15 protein-coding genes are annotated in these 16,618 nt (G+C 67.3%); 5 read left to right on the forward strand and 10 right to left on the reverse strand.

The window, feature by feature from the left end; genetic code table 11:
* Position 1: 1 nt before the first annotated feature.
* The 3 genes from mreD to QP609_RS17870 form a co-directional block, all read right to left on the reverse strand.
* Positions 2–487: a rod shape-determining protein MreD gene (gene mreD, locus QP609_RS17860; protein ID WP_005419400.1), complete on the reverse strand. Its 486-nt coding sequence runs from the start codon at positions 485–487 to the stop codon at positions 2–4.
* A complete protein-coding gene (gene mreC / locus QP609_RS17865) occupies positions 484–1,701 on the reverse strand; it encodes a rod shape-determining protein MreC (protein ID WP_289213822.1) in 1,218 nt (405 codons plus the stop codon). The genes mreD and mreC overlap by 4 nt, the downstream gene beginning before the upstream one ends.
* A 121-nt stretch (positions 1,702–1,822) precedes the next feature.
* Positions 1,823–2,869, reverse strand: coding sequence for a rod shape-determining protein (locus QP609_RS17870; RefSeq protein WP_005419402.1), 1,047 nt, complete (start codon positions 2,867–2,869; stop codon positions 1,823–1,825).
* A 283-nt stretch (positions 2,870–3,152) separates the two neighbouring features.
* Between QP609_RS17870 and QP609_RS17875 the strand changes: the two genes are divergently transcribed.
* Entirely contained in the window at positions 3,153–4,091 is a 939-nt protein-coding gene (locus QP609_RS17875) for a carbohydrate kinase family protein (RefSeq protein WP_005411078.1), read from the forward strand.
* A gap of 187 nt (positions 4,092–4,278) precedes the next feature.
* Here QP609_RS17875 and QP609_RS17880 read toward each other — a convergent pair whose 3' ends face one another.
* The 4 genes from QP609_RS17880 to ubiE all read right to left on the reverse strand — a co-directional run bounded on the left by QP609_RS17880 (position 4,279) and on the right by ubiE (position 8,630).
* On the reverse strand, positions 4,279–4,899 hold the full coding sequence (locus tag QP609_RS17880; protein ID WP_197575553.1) for an HAD family hydrolase: 621 nt from the start codon (positions 4,897–4,899) through the stop codon (positions 4,279–4,281).
* On the reverse strand, positions 4,899–5,630 hold the full coding sequence (locus QP609_RS17885; RefSeq protein ID WP_008265071.1) for a hypothetical protein: 732 nt from the start codon (positions 5,628–5,630) through the stop codon (positions 4,899–4,901). The genes QP609_RS17880 and QP609_RS17885 overlap by 1 nt, the downstream gene beginning before the upstream one ends.
* A 127-nt stretch (positions 5,631–5,757) precedes the next feature.
* Positions 5,758–7,686, reverse strand: coding sequence for a M1 family metallopeptidase (locus QP609_RS17890; RefSeq protein WP_100450631.1), 1,929 nt, complete (start codon positions 7,684–7,686; stop codon positions 5,758–5,760).
* A gap of 182 nt (positions 7,687–7,868) precedes the next feature.
* Complete coding sequence (gene ubiE, locus QP609_RS17895; RefSeq protein ID WP_005411082.1) at positions 7,869–8,630, reverse strand: bifunctional demethylmenaquinone methyltransferase/2-methoxy-6-polyprenyl-1,4-benzoquinol methylase UbiE; 762 nt, start codon at positions 8,628–8,630, stop codon at positions 7,869–7,871.
* Positions 8,631–8,710: 80 nt separating this feature from the next.
* On the opposite strand from ubiE, the gene QP609_RS17900 reads away from it, so the two are divergent.
* The 4 genes from QP609_RS17900 to QP609_RS17915 all read left to right on the forward strand — a co-directional run bounded on the left by QP609_RS17900 (position 8,711) and on the right by QP609_RS17915 (position 10,524).
* The gene (locus tag QP609_RS17900; protein ID WP_005419409.1) at positions 8,711–9,163 is read left to right on the forward strand and encodes a nucleoside deaminase; all 453 of its coding nucleotides are present in this window, start codon (positions 8,711–8,713) and stop codon (positions 9,161–9,163) included.
* 199 nt (positions 9,164–9,362) lie between these two features.
* Entirely contained in the window at positions 9,363–9,623 is a 261-nt protein-coding gene (locus QP609_RS17905; protein WP_197621780.1) for a hypothetical protein, read from the forward strand.
* 75 nt (positions 9,624–9,698) lie between these two features.
* Positions 9,699–10,034: a hypothetical protein gene (locus QP609_RS17910; RefSeq protein WP_005411085.1), complete on the forward strand. Its 336-nt coding sequence runs from the start codon at positions 9,699–9,701 to the stop codon at positions 10,032–10,034.
* A gap of 67 nt (positions 10,035–10,101) precedes the next feature.
* Complete coding sequence (locus QP609_RS17915; RefSeq protein WP_032961193.1) at positions 10,102–10,524, forward strand: low affinity iron permease family protein; 423 nt, start codon at positions 10,102–10,104, stop codon at positions 10,522–10,524.
* A gap of 142 nt (positions 10,525–10,666) precedes the next feature.
* Here QP609_RS17915 and smeF read toward each other — a convergent pair whose 3' ends face one another.
* The 3 genes from smeF to smeD all read right to left on the reverse strand — a co-directional run bounded on the left by smeF (position 10,667) and on the right by smeD (position 16,479).
* Positions 10,667–12,067 carry a multidrug efflux RND transporter outer membrane subunit SmeF gene (gene smeF / locus QP609_RS17920; RefSeq protein ID WP_169411979.1) on the reverse strand — a complete coding sequence of 467 codons (1,401 nt, stop codon included), beginning with the start codon at positions 12,065–12,067 and terminating at the stop codon, positions 10,667–10,669.
* Positions 12,068–12,159: 92 nt separating this feature from the next.
* Positions 12,160–15,282, reverse strand: a complete 3,123-nt coding sequence (gene smeE, locus QP609_RS17925; RefSeq protein ID WP_014648457.1) for a multidrug efflux RND transporter permease subunit SmeE — start codon at positions 15,280–15,282, stop codon at positions 12,160–12,162.
* 12 nt (positions 15,283–15,294) lie between these two features.
* Positions 15,295–16,479, reverse strand: coding sequence for a multidrug efflux RND transporter periplasmic adaptor subunit SmeD (gene smeD, locus QP609_RS17930; protein ID WP_014648458.1), 1,185 nt, complete (start codon positions 16,477–16,479; stop codon positions 15,295–15,297).
* Between the last annotated feature and the right edge of the window lie 139 nt (positions 16,480–16,618).

Below are 16,618 nucleotides of genomic sequence, written 5' to 3' on the forward strand. Positions count from 1 at the left end.
CTCAGCGCCCGCGCTTGCCGAAGCGCACCGCGTCCAGCAGCACGAACACCAGCGGCCACAGGCCCATGCCCAGCAGCGGTGCCCACCAGTACGACCACGGCAGGGTCGGCTCATCCACCACGATGTGGACCAGCGCGCTGACGATGCGGTCGTTGAACAGCAGGCCGCCGATGGCCAGCATCTGCTGGGACATCGGGAAGAAGCGGATGCGGGCGCGGAAGCGCTGCAGGATGAAGGCCAGCATCACCAGCCGCAGCGCCTGTTCGCCCAGCACGCCGCCGTACAGCAGGTCGGCAACCACGCCGCTGGCGAAGGCGATGCCCAGGCCGACGCGCTCGGGGGCTTCGATGACCCAGTACGCCAGCACCAGCGCCAGCCAGTACGGGCGCAGCGGCTGCAGCAGCGCCGGCAACGGCAGCAGGCCCAGCAGCAGCGCCACCACCAGGCTGGCCGGCAGCACCCATGGGTTGTCGCGCAGGCGGCTCATCGCTGGGCCTCTGGCGTGGTCGGTTGCCGGCCAGCGGCCGGCACTACCGTGGACCCGGCTGGGGTGGAGCCCCCCTCTTGTTGAGGGGGGCGCGCCGAAGGCGCGGGGGTAAGGGAGGATGCGCGGGCCGGTTGCGCCGAAGGTGCAGTCGGCTGAGGGGGGCGCGCCGAAGGCGCGGGGGTAAGGGAGGATGCGGGGGCAACAGTCCTCGTTTGCGACGAGGGCTGTTGCCGGCCAGCGGCCGGCACTACCGGGGAGCTGGCCGGAGCCGGCGTCGTTGCCGCTGGCGCGGCTCCCGCAGGCACGCTGGCGCCGGTGGCCGGCCCCCCCGGGGCGGTTTCTTCCAGCTGCAGGCGCAGTTCCGGCGGAATGCGGATCGCCGCGCCCGGGCGCAGCAGCAGCACGTCGCGGCCGCGGTCGAGCTGGGCCGCCGGCTTCAGTTCGCCGACCAGGAAGGCGTGGGTGTCGTCCGGGCGCAGGCCGGTGATGGTGCCGACCGGGAAGCCGGCCGGGAAACGCCCGCCGAGGCCGGAGGTAACGATCTCATCGCCCACTTCCACGCCGGCGCTGAGCGGAATGTCGCGCAGCTCCAGCGTATCGCCGCGGCCGTAGACGATCAGGCGCACGCCGTTGCGGGCCACGGTAACGGGCACCGCGTGGTCGGGGTCGGTCAGCAGCAGCACGGTGGAAGTGCCGCCGGTGACACTGATCACCTGCCCCATCAAGCCGCCGGCATCGATCACCGCCTGGCCGACGTGCACGCCTTCGCGGGTGCCGGCGTCGAGCACCAGGCGCTGCTTCACCGGGTCCAGGTCGATGTCCAGGATCGGCGCCAGCTGCACGTCCAGGCCGCTGCGCTCGGCCACGTTCAGCAGTTCGCGCAGCTGGGCATTGTCCAGCGCGGCGGTCTGCAGGCGGGTCAGGCGCGCGTTGGCCAGCAGCAGCTGGTTGCGCAGTTCGCGATTCTCGGTCACCAGCTGGGTATGGCTGGCGGCGGAATCCTTGACCTGGTTGCCGAGCTTGCCGGGCAGGCCGGCCAGCGCCCATACCGGCTGCACCAGGCTGTTGGCCTGCTCGCGCAGGCGCGCCAGCCAGCCGGCCTGGTCATCGAGCACGATCAGAGTGATGGCCAACGCGAGATAGGCCAGCAACCGCAGGGGGCTGGCGGCATCACCGGATCGGGAGGCAACGGGAGGACCGGCGTAGGGCGGCACGGCAACGATTCAACTGGCAGAAGGCGAAAGGGAAACACGCGGGCGCCCCGCCGGTGCCGGCCCGCCATCACGGCGGGCCGCACCCCGGAAGGGCGCGGCGGGCAGGAACGGCCGGGACGGCTTATTCCGGCGCAAAGAACTCGTTGCCGTGCATGTCCACCAGCTCCAGCGCACGGCCGCCACCGCGGGCCACGCAGGTCAGCGGATCGTCGGCCACCTGCACGTGCAGGCCGGTTTCCTCGGAGATCAGGCGGTCCAGGTCGCGCAGCAGGGCGCCACCACCGGTCAGCACGATGCCGCGCTCGGCGACGTCGGCGCACAGTTCCGGCGGGGTCTGCTCCAGCGCCAGCTTGACCGCGCTGACGATGCCCGACAGCGGCTCGTGCAGGGCCTCGAGCACCTCGTTGGAGCTGATCTTGATCATCTTCGGCACGCCCTCGGCGAGGTTGCGGCCGGAGATTTCCATCTCGATCACTTCCGCCTGCGGGTAGGCGCAGCCCAGCTCGACCTTGATGCGCTCGGCGGTGGCTTCACCGATCAGCATGCCGTGGTTGCGGCGCACGTAGTTGGTGATCGACTCGTCGAAGCGGTCGCCGCCGATGCGGACCGAGGCCGAATAGACGATGCCGTTGAGCGAGATCACCGCCACTTCGGTGGTGCCGCCGCCGATGTCGATGACCATCGAGCCACGGGCCTCGGTGACCGGCATGCCGGCGCCGATCGCGGCCGCCATCGGTTCTTCGATCAGGAACACGTCACGGGCACCGGCTTCCTCGGCCGATTCCTTGATCGCGCGGCGCTCGACCTGGGTCGAGCCGGCCGGCACGCAGACCAGCACGCGCGGGCTCGGGCGCAGCACGCGCGATTTGTGCACCTTCTTGATGAAGTGCTTGAGCATCGCCTCGGTGTAGGTGAAGTCGGCGATGACGCCGTCCTTCATCGGGCGGATGGTGGTGATGTGACCCGGGGTACGGCCCAGCATCTGCTTGGCTTCGGCGCCCACGGCTGCCACCGAGCGGGTGCCACCGATGGCACGGTCCTGGCGCACGGCCACGACCGACGGCTCGTTCAGCACGATCCCCTGCCCGCGCACGTAGATGAGGGTGTTGGCCGTGCCCAGGTCGATGGACAGGTCGTTGGAGAACATGCCACGGAGTTTCTTGAACATCTGAGGAAGGAGTCCTGAGGGGTGTCGTGCCCGCCGCGGGATGGCGAAAAAATGGGCAGAAATCGAGGCCGACAAGCCTAGCAACCCGCCTGCCGCCGAGCAAGGAAAAAACTAGCTGAACCCGCGTCTTCACAGGCTTTCGGCCTGATCGGGCATCACCCGGTTCTGGCCCTGAGCGGCACCAGCGGGTAACCTTTGCGCCGTCGGGCGCCCAAGGGCGCCGTTTGCTTGCCCGCTGAACCGGGCTGGCCCACCCCAAAATTCACCGCATAGGCTTACATCGATGTCCGCTCTGATCTGTGGTTCTCTTGCCTTCGACACCATCATGGTGTTTCCGGACCAGTTCAAGAATCACATCCTGCCGGACAAGGTGCACATCCTGAACGTGTCCTTCCTGGTGCCGCGCATGCGCCGCGAGTTCGGCGGCTGCGCCGGCAACATCGCCTACAACCTGCACCTGCTGGGCGGCCAGCCGATCCCGATGGGCACCGTGGGTTCGGACTTCGGCCCGTACCGCGAGTATTTCGAAGGCCTGGGCATCGACCTGTCGCGCGTGCGCGTGATCGATGAGCTGTTCACCCCGCAGGCGTTCATCACCACCGACCACGACAACAACCAGATCACCGCCTTCCACCCGGGCGCGATGATGCGTTCCTACGAGAACCATGTGCGCGGCGTGCCGGGCGTGACCTTGGGCCTGGTCGGCCCGGATGGCCGCGAAGGCATGATCCAGAACGCGCAGGAATTCCACGAGGACGGCATCCCGTTCATCTTCGACCCGGGCCAGGCCATGCCGCTGTTCAACGGCCCCGAGCTGCGCGCCTTCATCGACCAGGCCGACTACGTGGTGGTCAACGACTACGAGTCGAACCTGCTGCAGGAACGCACCGGCTGGGACGAAAAGGAGATCGTCAGCCGGGTCAAGGCCTACATCACCACCCGCGGCCCGAAGGGCGCGGTCATCCACACCCCGGAAAAGAGCTACGACATCCCGCCGGCGCACGAGCGCCGCGTGGTCGACCCGACCGGCTGTGGCGACGCCTTCCGCGCCGGCCTGATCTACGGCATCCAGAAGGGCTACGACTGGCTGACCATCGGCCGCATGGGCAACCTGATGGGCGCACTGAAGGTCGAGCACCCGGGCACGCAGAACCAGCGCTTCACCTTCGATGAGTTCAACGAGCAGTTCAAGCAGCAGTTCGGTTACGCGCTGGGCGCGTAAACCGAACTGCCCGCGCATCGCTCGGTGGGTGTCGACCTGGGTCGACACTGCCGGCCGGCGGCCGGCACTACCGGAACTTCCGACCGACACGTTGCCTGCTCTCTGTAGAGCCGAGCCCATGCTCGGCTTGCGCGCGCCTGCGCGATCTGACCGCAGAGCAGCCGAGCGTGGGCTCGGCTCTACACGGTCATGCGGCCTGCCAGGCCGCCAGCAAGGCGCGGCAATCGGCGAAATGCCAGTCGGCGCTGCCGGGCCACGGGTTCTCCGGCAGATTGACCAGCACGGTGTGGGCGCCCGCGGCGCGGCCGCACTCCAGGTCGTAGGCGTGGTCGCCGACCATCACCGCCTCCCTCGCTGCAATGCCCCAGCGCCGCAGGTGCTGCTGCAGGCCATCCGGCGAGGGCTTGGGCACCGCTTCATCACGGCCGACGATGTCGGCATCATCGAACAGTTCCCCGACCCCGATCGCGTCCAGCGTCAGCTTCGCCAGCGCATGATCGTTGCGGGTCAGGATGCCCAGCCGGCAACCGTCGGCTGCCAGCGCACGCAGCAGCGTCACCGCACCCGGCGCCGGCAGCGCCTCCTCGGCCAGCACACGTTCGTGATCCAGCAGCCACTCACGCTTGGCCTGCGCCGGCGCATCCGGCAACGCTGCGATATGGTCCAGGATGTCCTCCTCGGCCGCGATCTGCAGCGCACGGCGGATCGCGGCGAAATCATGCACGGCGACGGTCAGCGTGCCATCCATGTCGAAGACCCAGTGCCGGATCGCGGACAACGCGTGCACTGCGCTGCCCGTCGCGATCATCACTGCCACCACTGCGGCATGCGACTGGCGTCGACACCGCCGGTCTCGAACACGGCCGTACGCGTGCCGCCAGCCTTGACCGGGAACTCGATGCTGATCGACTTGCCCTTGCGCGCCAGCTTCCACAACGCCTTCTGGTCGGTGATGAACAGGGCGATGGCTTCATCGGTCTTCGGGCGCCAGGCCGCCATCGACACCGGCTTGCCATCGTCCACGGTCACCTTCACCGTGCACTGCGGGCAGCGGAAATCACCGGCCTGCAGCACCAGGTAAGCGTGCCGCTTCCACTCCGGGTGATCGCGGAACACCAGCTGCACCGGCTTGGCGCCGCTGCCATCCACGTCCACCCGTTCCTTGCTGTAGATCTGCGCCGAAACCTGGTTGCCCTTGTTGCCCACCGGGATCTGGTTGTACTGCCACAGCGCCTGCATGCGGCGCAGGTCGCGCGCGGCATCGCCCTTGGCCTTGACCTCGTCGAAGCCCGCGGCGATGCGCTCGGCGGCGGCGGTGTCCTTGTACTGGTCCAGCAGCGAGGCGCCATGCAGGCGCGCGCGTTCCCAGTCCTGCGCGGCCACGGCCATGTCGTACTGCTTGGCCACGTCCTCGGCCTTGGCTTCCTTCTGCGCCTGCACGGCGGCCGCGGCGGCTTCCTGCGCCTTGCGCTCTTCCTCGGGGTTGCTGCAGGCGGCCAGGGCCAGGGTGCAGGCGGTAAGCAGGATCAGTCGTTTCATGGCGGAGGTCCTATGCGAGTGCATCCCGATTCTATCGGCAGCGAAAAGCGGATACAGCAACGGCGGGTTTCCCCGCCGTAGCTGGTGAAGCAGTGACCGGTTGCCGGCCAGCGGCCGGCTCCACCGGTTACTTGGCTTCAGCCTTGGCCAGCATGTCCTGGACCGAGGCCGTGGTGATCGGGTGGTAGCCCGGCTTGGCCTTTTCAAAGGCCTGCTTGGCCAGCTCCAGCCCCTTCGGGGTCTTCACCAGTTCGGCGTAGATCGGCAGGATCAGCTTGCGACGGCCGACGCGCTCGATGAACGCGGCAGCACCTTCATTGGCCTGCTCGTAGCCGCTGCGGATCGCCAGCGGGTACCAGCGCATGGCGATCTCGCCATTCGGGGTGCCGGTGAAGTGGAACGCCTTGTCCAGCGTGGCCAGCTTGTCCAGCGGCTGGGTCGCACCCAGGCCGTCGATGAAGCGCACCCATTCCTGCGTGCTCCAGTCGGCGATGACCTGGCTGCTCGGCACGGTGCCGGCGCTGGCGAAGGCAATGCGCGCGGTATCGACGCTGCTGAAGTTGCGCGACTGCGCCTTGGCCGCGAACGCCGGAATGCCCGGCTCGTCCAGCCACGCCTTCAGTTCGGCCTCGGTCACTGCCGAGGGATTCTTCGGCAGCAGGTTCTTCTTCATGTACGCGACGAACTGGTCGGTGTTCGCGCTCTGGAAGGCATGGTCATCGAACCAGCCGCGCAGGAACGGATCGAAGGTCTCGCGGCCGAAGCGCTGCTCCAGGAATTCCAGGAACCACGAACCCTTGACGTAGGCGACCTGGCTGAGGGCTTCGTCGGGGTCACGCTCGTTCAGCGGCGGCAGCGCCAGCGCCTGGTCGGCCGGGCTCATGTCCTTCACTTCGGCCAGCAGGTCGGTCTGGTCGATCTGCTTCTCCATCTCGGCCATCTCCTTGCCGTACAGGGCTTCGGTGATGCGGCCTTGGACGTAGGTGGTGAAGCCTTCATTGAGCCAGATGTCCTTCCAGCTGGCGTTGGTCACCAGGTTGCCCGACCAGCTGTGCGCCAGTTCATGGGCGACCAGCGAGACCAGCGACTTGTCACCGACGATCACGGTCGGGGTGGCGAAGGTCAGGCGCGGATTCTCCATGCCGCCGAACGGGAACGACGGCGGCAGCACCAGCATGTCGTAGCGGCCCCAGCGGTATTCGCCGTAGAGCTTCTCGGCGGCACCGATCATCTTCTCGGTGTCTTCGAATTCCTTGGCGGCCTTGTTGACCATGGTCGGCTCGGCCCAGACGCCGGAGCGGCCGGAGATCGGCTCGAACACCAGGTCGCCGGCGGCGATGGCCAGCAGGTAGGACGGAATCGGCTGCGGCATCTTGAAGGTGTAGTCACCGTCACGCGCGGCCTTCGGATCGTTGTCGGCGCTCATCAGCACCATCACGTCCGGGCGCGAGACCACGTGCGCGCTGTAGGTGAAACGCACGCTCGGGGTGTCCTGCAGCGGCACCCAGGAGCGGGCGTGGATGGCCTGCGACTGGCTGAACATGAAGGGCAGCTTCTTGCCTTCGGTCATCGACGGCGCCAGCCACTGCAGGCCCGAGGCGGTCGGTGCGGTGTGGTAGGTCACTTCCACCTTGGCCGGCTGTTCCGGGGTCTCGATGGTCAGCTTGCTGCCGAACACCTTGTCGACCGGGGCCAGCGCGAACTGCAGCGGGCTGCGCGCGCCATCGGCGGCGACGGCCTCGACCTTGGACACGGTCAGCTCGCGGGTGTCGAGCACCAGCTGCCTGGCGTCCTTCTGCTTCCATTCCAGGGTGTAGGTGGCGGTTCCGCCGATCTGCTTCTGGTCGAAGTCCAGCTTCAGATCCAGCGCGATGTCCTTGATGACGACCTTGTCCGGCTCGGCATACGAGCTTTCGTCGTGGCTGCGGTTCTCGGCGTTCACGGGGGCGGCGGGGGCCTTTGCGGCAGTCGGGGCGGCGGCGGGCGCGGCCGCCTCCTGGGAGCAGCCGGCGGCCAGGGCCACGGCCAGCGGAAGGAGCATCAGCGGATTACGCATGAATCGGGACCGTTACGGGGATCAAACCCCAATGGTACCTCCCTCCGGACGCGCAGGCGTTGCGCGGTGCGGGGTAATGGCGGGCACAGCACCGGTAGTGCCGGCCGCTGGCCGGCAACCCCGTCGCCCAGTGATTGGCCGCGCAGATGCCGGCCAGCGGCCGGCACTACGGAACACCGGGCTTACAGCTTGTAGCCGGAGTGGATCGAGACGATGCCGCCGGTCAGGTTCTTGTAGTGGCAGCGCTCGAAGCCGGCCTGCCCCATCATCGCCTTCAGTTCGTCCTGCGGCGGGTGCTTGCGGATGCTCTCGGCCAGGTACTGGTAGCTGTCCGAATCGTTGGCGAACAGCTTGCCCAGCTTGGGCAGGATCTTGAACGAGTGGAAGTCGTAGATCGGCTTGAACCAGTCCGCGGTGACTTCGGAGAATTCCAGCACGCGGGCCTGGCCGCCCACCTTCAGCACGCGGTACATCTCGCGCAGGCCAGCGTCCTTGTCGGTCACGTTGCGCAGGCCGAAGGCAATGGTGACCAGATCGAAGCTGTTGTCCGGGAACGGCAGGGCTTCGGCGTTGCACTGCACGTAGTCCAGGCCGAGCACGAGGCCGCGGTTGGTCAGGCGGTCACGGCCGACCGACAGCATGCCGGCGTTGATGTCGCCCAGCACCACCGAGCCCTCGGCGCCGACGCGCTCCTTCAGCAGGGCGGCGATGTCGCCGGTGCCGCCGGCCAGGTCGAGCACGCGGTCGCCCGGCTTCACCTGCGCGGTGGCCACGTAGTAGCGCTTCCACGCCCGGTGCACGCCCAGGCTCATCAGGTCGTTCATCAGGTCGTAGTTGCGCGCGACCGAGGTGAACACCTGGCCGACCAGCTTCTGCTTGTCCTTGGCGGCGACGTCGCGGAACCCGAAATGGGTGGTACCGGCTTTGTAGGGGGATTCGCTCATGGCCCCGATTATCGCACCGCCGGGGGCCAGCGGCACCCCCTGCCCGTATGATGGCGGGCCACGACTTACCGGAGCCCCGCATGATCACCACGCCCGACTACCAGGCCCTGCTGCAGACCGCCATCGCCGAAGCCCGCCAGGGCCTGGCCGAGGGCGGCGTGCCGATCGGCGCGGCGCTGTACCACAACGACGGCCGCCTGCTCGGCTGCGGCCACAACCGCCGCGTGCAGGAAGGCGACCCGTCGGTGCATGGGGAAACCGACGCCTTCCGCAAGGCCGGCCGCCAGCGCCGTTACCAGGACACCATCATGGTCACCACCCTGGCCCCGTGCTGGTACTGCTCGGGCCTGGTGCGCCAGTTCAACATCGGCACCGTGGTGGTGGGCGAATCGCGCACCTTCCAGGGCGGCATCGACTGGCTGCGCGAAAACGGCGTCAACGTGATCGACCTGGACAACCAGGAATGCGTGGACCTGCTGGGCGATTTCATCAGCCGTCATCCCGACATCTGGAACGAGGACATCGGCGAATGAGCCACGCGCGCTCGTCTCTGCAACACATTTAATGAACGCTTCAGCGCCGGTGCGCCCTTGTGCCGGCGGCCTTTGCGGGCATCGGCGTGACCGCGCGCACAGTCAGCCAGGCCACGCGCACACATTGCGGTAACACCCCACGCGGCTGACACGCCTACGGTGGGGTCACCGGGGCACCCTTTCCCCGGCGGAGCCAGCCATGTGCGCGCACGCCGTACGCCCTACGACAGACCCGATCCTCGATCCGATCCGCGAACGCTTGCAGCGGCAATATGCGCTGCACCGGCGCGGCGCGCTGTTCTGGACTGCCTATCAGCACATGCAACTGGAGCTGGTCCGCCGCCACCCGCTCGACCACGAACGCCTGTGCAATGCGATGGCCACTCTGGCCGAAGACCTCGGTGCGGTCGAACATGCGCAGTTGATCGGCCATGCCAACGCAGGCTCCACATCCCGCTGACGCGGCATGCACCGCCATATACGCCACACTCGGATGAACCCCCACTCCCTTTCCACTCAACCGAACTGGATTGTCATGCACGCTGAAGTCCCCACCATTCCTCCGGTCATCAACGTTGACGCCGAGCTTGACCACTGGCGCCGCCAACATGCCGAAGGCGCACTGCCGCACAACTCGTTCGGCTCGTACGTGCCGTGGATCAAGTTCGCCTGTGATTCGCTGATCACCCAGCCGCGCGCCAGCGAGGCCGAACGTGACGAGATGTTCCAGACCCAATACGCCCTGCAGATCATGCCGCGGCTGAGCGAAGCCCAGGCCCGTGAGTTCGTCGACCGTTGCTGGCAGCACGTCTACCAGAGCAGCCCGGTGCGCAGCCTGCAGGCGCCACGACTGCAGCGCATGCGCGCCTGACCGCCGCTGCACAACCCCTGCACGGGCCACTGCCGATCATCCTCGTCACCTGAGTGGGACGACGACGATGAAAGCACGCAACCTGTTCAATACGATCGCCAAGAAGGCCGCGGCCGCCACCGGCTCGCCGTGGACCTTCCTGGCTGCAGTAGCGATCGTGGTGATCTGGGGCATCAGTGGCCCGGTGTTCGGTTTCAACGACACCTGGCAGCTGGTGATCAACACCGGCACCACCATCATCACCTTCCTGATGGTGTTCCTGATCCAGCACACGCAGAACGCGGATACTGCCGCGATGCAGATCAAGCTGGACGAGCTGATCCGGGCGACGGCCGAAGCCAACAACGAACTGTTGGATCTGGAAGAACTGGATGAAGCGCGCCTGGAAGAGATCCGCGCCGAGTACGAGCAGATGGCGCGCGAAGCCGGCGATGCGCTGGCGCGCGTTCGCGCCTGCCATGCGGCGCGGCGCGACGATGAAGCGGTATAGCAGGCCTCCGAATGACAATGCCGGCCAACGGCCGGCACTACCCTCGATCTCCAGGTAGGTGCCAACCTTGGTTGGCACAGGGCCAGCCGCCTGCGCTGACGCATCCGTGCCAACCAAGGTTGGCACCTACCAGAAGCATTGCTTACCCGCGCTCGTGCCAGCCGCCGCCCAGCACCTTGTACAGGGTGATGCGGTTGGCCTGCTGCGCCAGCTGCGCCTGCAGCTGGGTCTGCTGCGCGTTGTAGGCGGTACGCCGCGCGTCAAGCAGGGTGACAAAGCTGTCCAGCCCCGCGTCGTAGCGTGCCTGCGACAGGCGATTGGCCTGTTCGGCCGCTTCCACCAGGCGCTGCTGTGAACTCACCTGCTCATCCAGGCTGACATTCAACGCCAGCGCATCGGCCGTTTCGCGGAATCCCACCTGGATCGACTTCTCGTACTGCGCCAGTGCGATATCACGATCCGCGTTGGCGATGGCCAGGTTGGCGCGCAGCTTGCCGCCCTGGAAGATCGGCAGGGTGATCTTCGGCAGGAAGCTCCACACACGGGTGCCGCTGTCGAACAGGTTGGACAGTTCGCTGGAGCCGCTGCCGATGCTGCCGGTCAGCGAGATGCTCGGGAAGAACGCTGCGCGTGCCGCACCGATGTTGGCATTGGCGGCCAGCAGCTGGTGTTCGGCGGCCATGATGTCCGGGCGCTGCAGCAGCACGTCGCTGGGCAGGCCGGCCGGCGGCGGGGCCAGCGCCAGCAGCTGCGGTTCGATGCTGTCCGGCAGCAGTGCCGGATCGAGCTGGCCACCGGCCAGCAGCGCCAGTGCGTTGCGGTCCTGGGCCAGCTGGCCGCGCAGGCGCGCGGCATCGGTGCGTGCGGTCTCGACCAGGGTACGGGTCTGGGTCAGCTCCAGCGCCGAACTGCCGCCGCGTTCGTGGCGGGCCTCGGCCAGGCGCAGCGAATCCTCGTAGGTCTTCAGCGTGGCATCGGCGATCTTCAGCCGCTGCGCATCAGCCCCATAGGTCAGCCACGCGGTGGCGGTCTCGGCCACCAGGCTCAGCTGCGCGTTGCGGCGGTTGGCAGCCACGGCGAAGTACTGCTGCAGCGCCGCCTCGCTGAGGTTGCGCACGCGACCGAACAGGTCCAGCTCGAACTCGGCCACACCCACGCCCGCGCTGAACTGCTCGGTGACACCGGCATCGGTACCACGGCGGTCCATCTGGCCGGTCACGGCCACGCCGGGCACGCGATCGGCGCGCTGCACGCGGTACTGGCCACGCGCGCGCTCGACATTGAGCACGGCCACGCGCAGGTCGCGGTTGTTCTGCAGCGACTGCTCGATCACCTGCTGCAGGCGCGCATCGGTGAAGAAATCGCGCCAGCCGACGGCGGCGACATCGGCCACCTCGCCCTGCGCGGCCTCGGCCGGCCACTGCGCAGGAATCGCCGGAGCGACGGCGGTGTTCTTCGGCACCAGGGTGGAGCAGCCGGCCAGCGCGAGCGTGGCGGCAATGGAGAGGAACAGGGATGCACTTTTCATGGGGATCACTTCCATCGGTACTGCCGGATGGCAGGAGGCAGTGCCGGCCAGCGGCCGGCACTACCGTTTCGATAACGCCAGCCTGAGGCCGGCATGACCGTTTCAGGTCACGTCGTGGATCTGCGCTTGAACACGCGCTGCACCACCACGAAGAACAGCGGCACGAAGAACACGCCGAGCACGGTGCCGACGATCATGCCGCCGAGCACGCCGGTGCCGATCGCCTGCTTGGCGCCGGAGCCGGCACCGGTGGAGATCGCCAGCGGTACCACGCCCATGCCGAAGGCCAGCGAGGTCATCACGATCGGGCGCAGGCGGTCGCGCACGGCGTGCATGATCGACTCGATCAGGCTGGCGCCCTTTTCCAGGTTTTCCTTCGCGAACTCGACGATCAGGATCGCGTTCTTGCTGGTCAGGCCCACCGTGGTCAGCATCGCCACCTGGAAGTAGATGTCGCGCTCCAGGCCCTTGAAGGTGTTGGCCAGCACCGCGCCGAGGATACCCAGCGGGGCCGCCAGCAGCACCGCGGTCGGTACGCTCCAGCTTTCATACATCGCGGCCAGGCACAGGAACACGATCATCAGCGACAGCGTATACAGCAGCGGCGTCTGCGAGCCGGCCTGGCGTTCCTGGTAGGACATCGCCGTCCATTCGATGCCGAAACCCGCCGGCAGCTGCTTGGCCAGCTGTTCGATCTCGGCCATGGCATCACCGGAGGCGACACCCGGGGCCGGTTCGCCCTGGATTTCCATTGCCGACACACCGTTGTAGCGTTCCAGGCGCGGCGAACCGTAGTCCCAGTGCTTGGTAGCGAAGGCGCTGAACGGCACCATCTCACCCTTGTCGTTCTTCACGGACCAGAGATCGAAGTCCTCCGGAACCATGCGGAACGCCTGGTCGGCCTGCACGAACACACGCTTGACGCGGCCACGATCGACGAAGTCATCGATGTACGAGCTGCCCCACGCGGCTGCCAGCGTGCCGTTGATCTGGTCGATCGACAGTCCCAGCGAGGTCGCCTTGGCCGCGTCGATGTCGATGCGGAACTGCGGCGTGTCTTCCTGGCCGTTCGGGCGTACGTTGGCCAGCTTCTTGCTGCCTGCGGCCAGGCCGAGCAGCTGGTTGCGCGCGGCCACCAGTGCCTCGTGGCCCTGGCCGCTGTTGTCCTTTAGGAAGAAGGTGTAGCCCGAGGCGGTCCCCAGCTCCGGAATGGCCGGCGGCGGGAAGGCGAAGATGAAGGCATCTTTGATCTGGCCCAGGGCCGCCATCGCACGGCCGGTGATCGGCATCACGCCATTGTCGGCGTCACGCTCGCTCCAGTCCTTCAGCTTGACGAACGCCATGCCCGCGTTCTGGCCCATGCCGGCGAAGCTGAAGCCCTGCACGGAGAACACCGAGTCCACCGCATCCTTCTCGTTCTGCAGGAAGTGGTTTTCCAGTGCCGCGATCGATTCCAGCGTGCGTTCCTGGGTGGCACCGACCGGCGCCTGCACCAGCGCCATCAGCACGCCCTGGTCTTCATTGGGCAGGAACGAGCTGGGCAGGCGCACGAACAGCACGCCCATCAGCACGAACAGCGCCGCCACGATGCCCATGAAGCGCCACGGACGGTGGATGATGCCGCGCACGCCGCGCTGGTAGCTTTCGCTGGTGCGGTCGAAGCCACGGTTGAAGCCATTGAAGAAGCGACCGGCCAGGCCACGGTGGGCGACGTGGTGCTCACCCTTCTTCAGCGGCTTGAGCATGGTCGCGCACAGTGCCGGGGTCAGCACGATCGCCACCAGCACCGACAACGCCATCGCAGAGACAATCGTGGCCGAGAACTGGCGATAGATCACGCCGGTGGAGCCGCTCATGAAGGCCATCGGCACGAACACCGCCGACAGCACCAGGCCGATACCCACCAGCGCACCGGTGATCTGGCCCATCGACTTGCGGGTCGCTTCGAGCGGCGACAGCCCTTCCTCGGACATGATGCGCTCGACGTTCTCCACCACCACGATGGCATCGTCCACCAGCAGGCCGATCGCCAGCACCATCGCGAACATGGTCAGCATGTTCACCGAGAAGCCCAGCATCGCCAGCACGCCGAAGGTACCCAGCAGCACCACCGGCACGGCGATGGTCGGGATCAGGGTGGCGCGGAAGTTCTGCAGGAACAGGTACATCACCACGAACACCAGCACGATCGCTTCGATCAGGGTCTGCACCACGCCCTTGATCGACACGCGCACGAACGGGGTGGTGTCGTACGGGATCTCGGCCTTCAGGCCGGCCGGGAAGAAGCCCTTCATGTCTTCCAGCGCGGCATCCACACCGGCCGCGGTATCCAGCGCGTTGGCGCCGGTGGCCAGGGTGACCGCCAGGCCACTGGCCGGCTGGCCGTTGTAGCGGGTGACGAAGTCGTAGGACTCGGCACCCAGCTCGACGCGGGCGACATCACCCAGGCGCAGCTCGGCACCGTCCTGCGCACCGCGCACGATGATGTTTCGGAACTGTTCCGGGGTCTGCAGGCGCGACTGCGCGTTGATGGTGGCGTTGAGCTGCTGGCCCTTCACCGACGGCGCACCGCCGAGCTGGCCGATCGCCACCTGGGCGTTCTGCGCCTTGATCGCGGCGGTCACTTCCGGCACCGACAGGCCATAGGTATGCAGCTTGTTCGGGTCCAGCCAGATGCGCATGGCGTACTTGCCACCGAACACCTGGATGTTGCCCACGCCCGGCACGCGGCTCAGGCGGTCGACGACATTGGAACCGACGTAGTCGGCGATGTCGTTGGCGTCCATGCTGCCGTTCTCGGACACGAACGCGATGACGTTCAGGAAGCCCGAGCTGGACTTGGCCACGTTGATGCCCTGCCGCTGCACTTCCTGCGGCAGCAGCGGCATGGCCAGCTGCAGCTTGTTCTGCACCTGCACCTGGGCGATATCCGGGTTGGTGCCGCTCTCGAAGGTCAGGGTGATGGTGGCCTGGCCGTTGGACGAGCTGTTGGAGGAGAAGTAGATCAGGCCATCAAGGCCCTTCATGTTCTGCTCGATGATCTGCGTCACCGAGTCCTCGACCACCTTGGCCGATGCACCCGGGTAGGTGGCGCTGATTTCCACCGCCGGCGGTGCGACGTTGGGGTACATCGAGACCGGCAGCTTGAACAGCGCCAGGCCGCCGGCGAGCATGATGATGATGGCGATCACCCACGCAAAGATGGGTCGATCGATGAAAAAGCGTGCCATGGGGTTCTCCGCTTACTTCGCGTCGCCGGCCGGGGCGGCAGGCTGGGCGGCTGCCGCCGGCTTGGCCGGTGCGTCGCCCTTCTCGGTGGCCTTGACAGGCATCCCGGGGCCGATCTTCTGCAGGCCTTCGACGATGACCTTGTCACCGGCCTTCAGGCCGTCCTCGACCAGCCACTTGTCGCCGACCGTGCGGCTGACCTTGACCGGGCGCACTTCGACCTTGTTGTCCTTGCCGACCACCATCGCGGTGGTGTCGCCCTTCGGATCGCGCGCGATGCCCTGCATCGGCACCAGCACCGCGTCGCTGCGCACGCCGCCGCCGATCACCGCACGCACGTACATGCCCGGCATCAGCAGGCCGTCCGGGTTGTCCACCTTCACGCGCAGGCCGAAGCTGCCGGTGGTCGGATCGACGCTGACTTCGGAGAACTCCAGCGTGCCCTTGTGCTCGAAGGTGCTGCCGTCTTCCATCAGGATGCTGACCGGCAGGGTCTGGTTGTCCTGCAGGCGGCCGGCGGCCAGTTCGCGGCGCAGCTGCAGCAGCTCGGCCGAGGACTGGGTCAGGTCGACATAGATCGGGTCCAGCTGCTGCACGGTGGCCAGTGCGTTGGCCTGGCCGGCGCTGACCAGCGCACCCTGGGTGACGCTGGACTTGCCGATGCGGCCGCTGATCGGCGCGGTGATGCGGGCGTAGCCCAGGGTGACGTTGGCCGCATCCAGCGAGGCCTTGGCGGCACCGACGTCGGCCTCGGCCTGCTTCTGCGCGGCGACGGCGTTCTCTAGGTCCTGCTGGCTGACCGCATCGACCTTGGCCAGCTCGGTGATGCGCTTGGCACTCAGGCGCGCGGCATTGGCGGTGGCTTCGGCGCGGGCCAGCTGGGCGCGGGCGTTGTTGGCCTGGGCCCGGTAGCTGGCATCGTCGAGCTGGTACAGCGGCTCGCCGGCCTTGACCATGCCGCCCTCGGTAAACAGGCGCTTGGCCACGATGCCATTGACCTGCGGGCGCACTTCGGCGACCAGGAAGGCATTGGTACGGCCCGGCAGTTCGCGGGTCAGGCCCACGGTCTCGGACTTCAGCGTGACCACGGTGACGTCACCCGGGCCCTGCTCGGGGGCCTGGGGTTGGCCGCCGCAGGCAGCCACGGTCGCGGCGATTGCCAGCGACAGTGCAAAGGGTCGGATTCGGCTCAGCAACATGACGGAAAGGCTCTTGGAGGAAGGAATCTCAGAGGGAGCTGATATCGATGGACGTTCCCCTTCCGGTGAAAGCCCGCAGATCGCGCCCACCCGGGTGGAGTGGGCGCCGGACCGGCCTGCCACGCACACGACGGGAATG

Source organism: Stenotrophomonas sp. 8(2023), assembly GCF_030345295.1.
Taxonomy (GTDB): domain Bacteria; phylum Pseudomonadota; class Gammaproteobacteria; order Xanthomonadales; family Xanthomonadaceae; genus Stenotrophomonas; species Stenotrophomonas muris.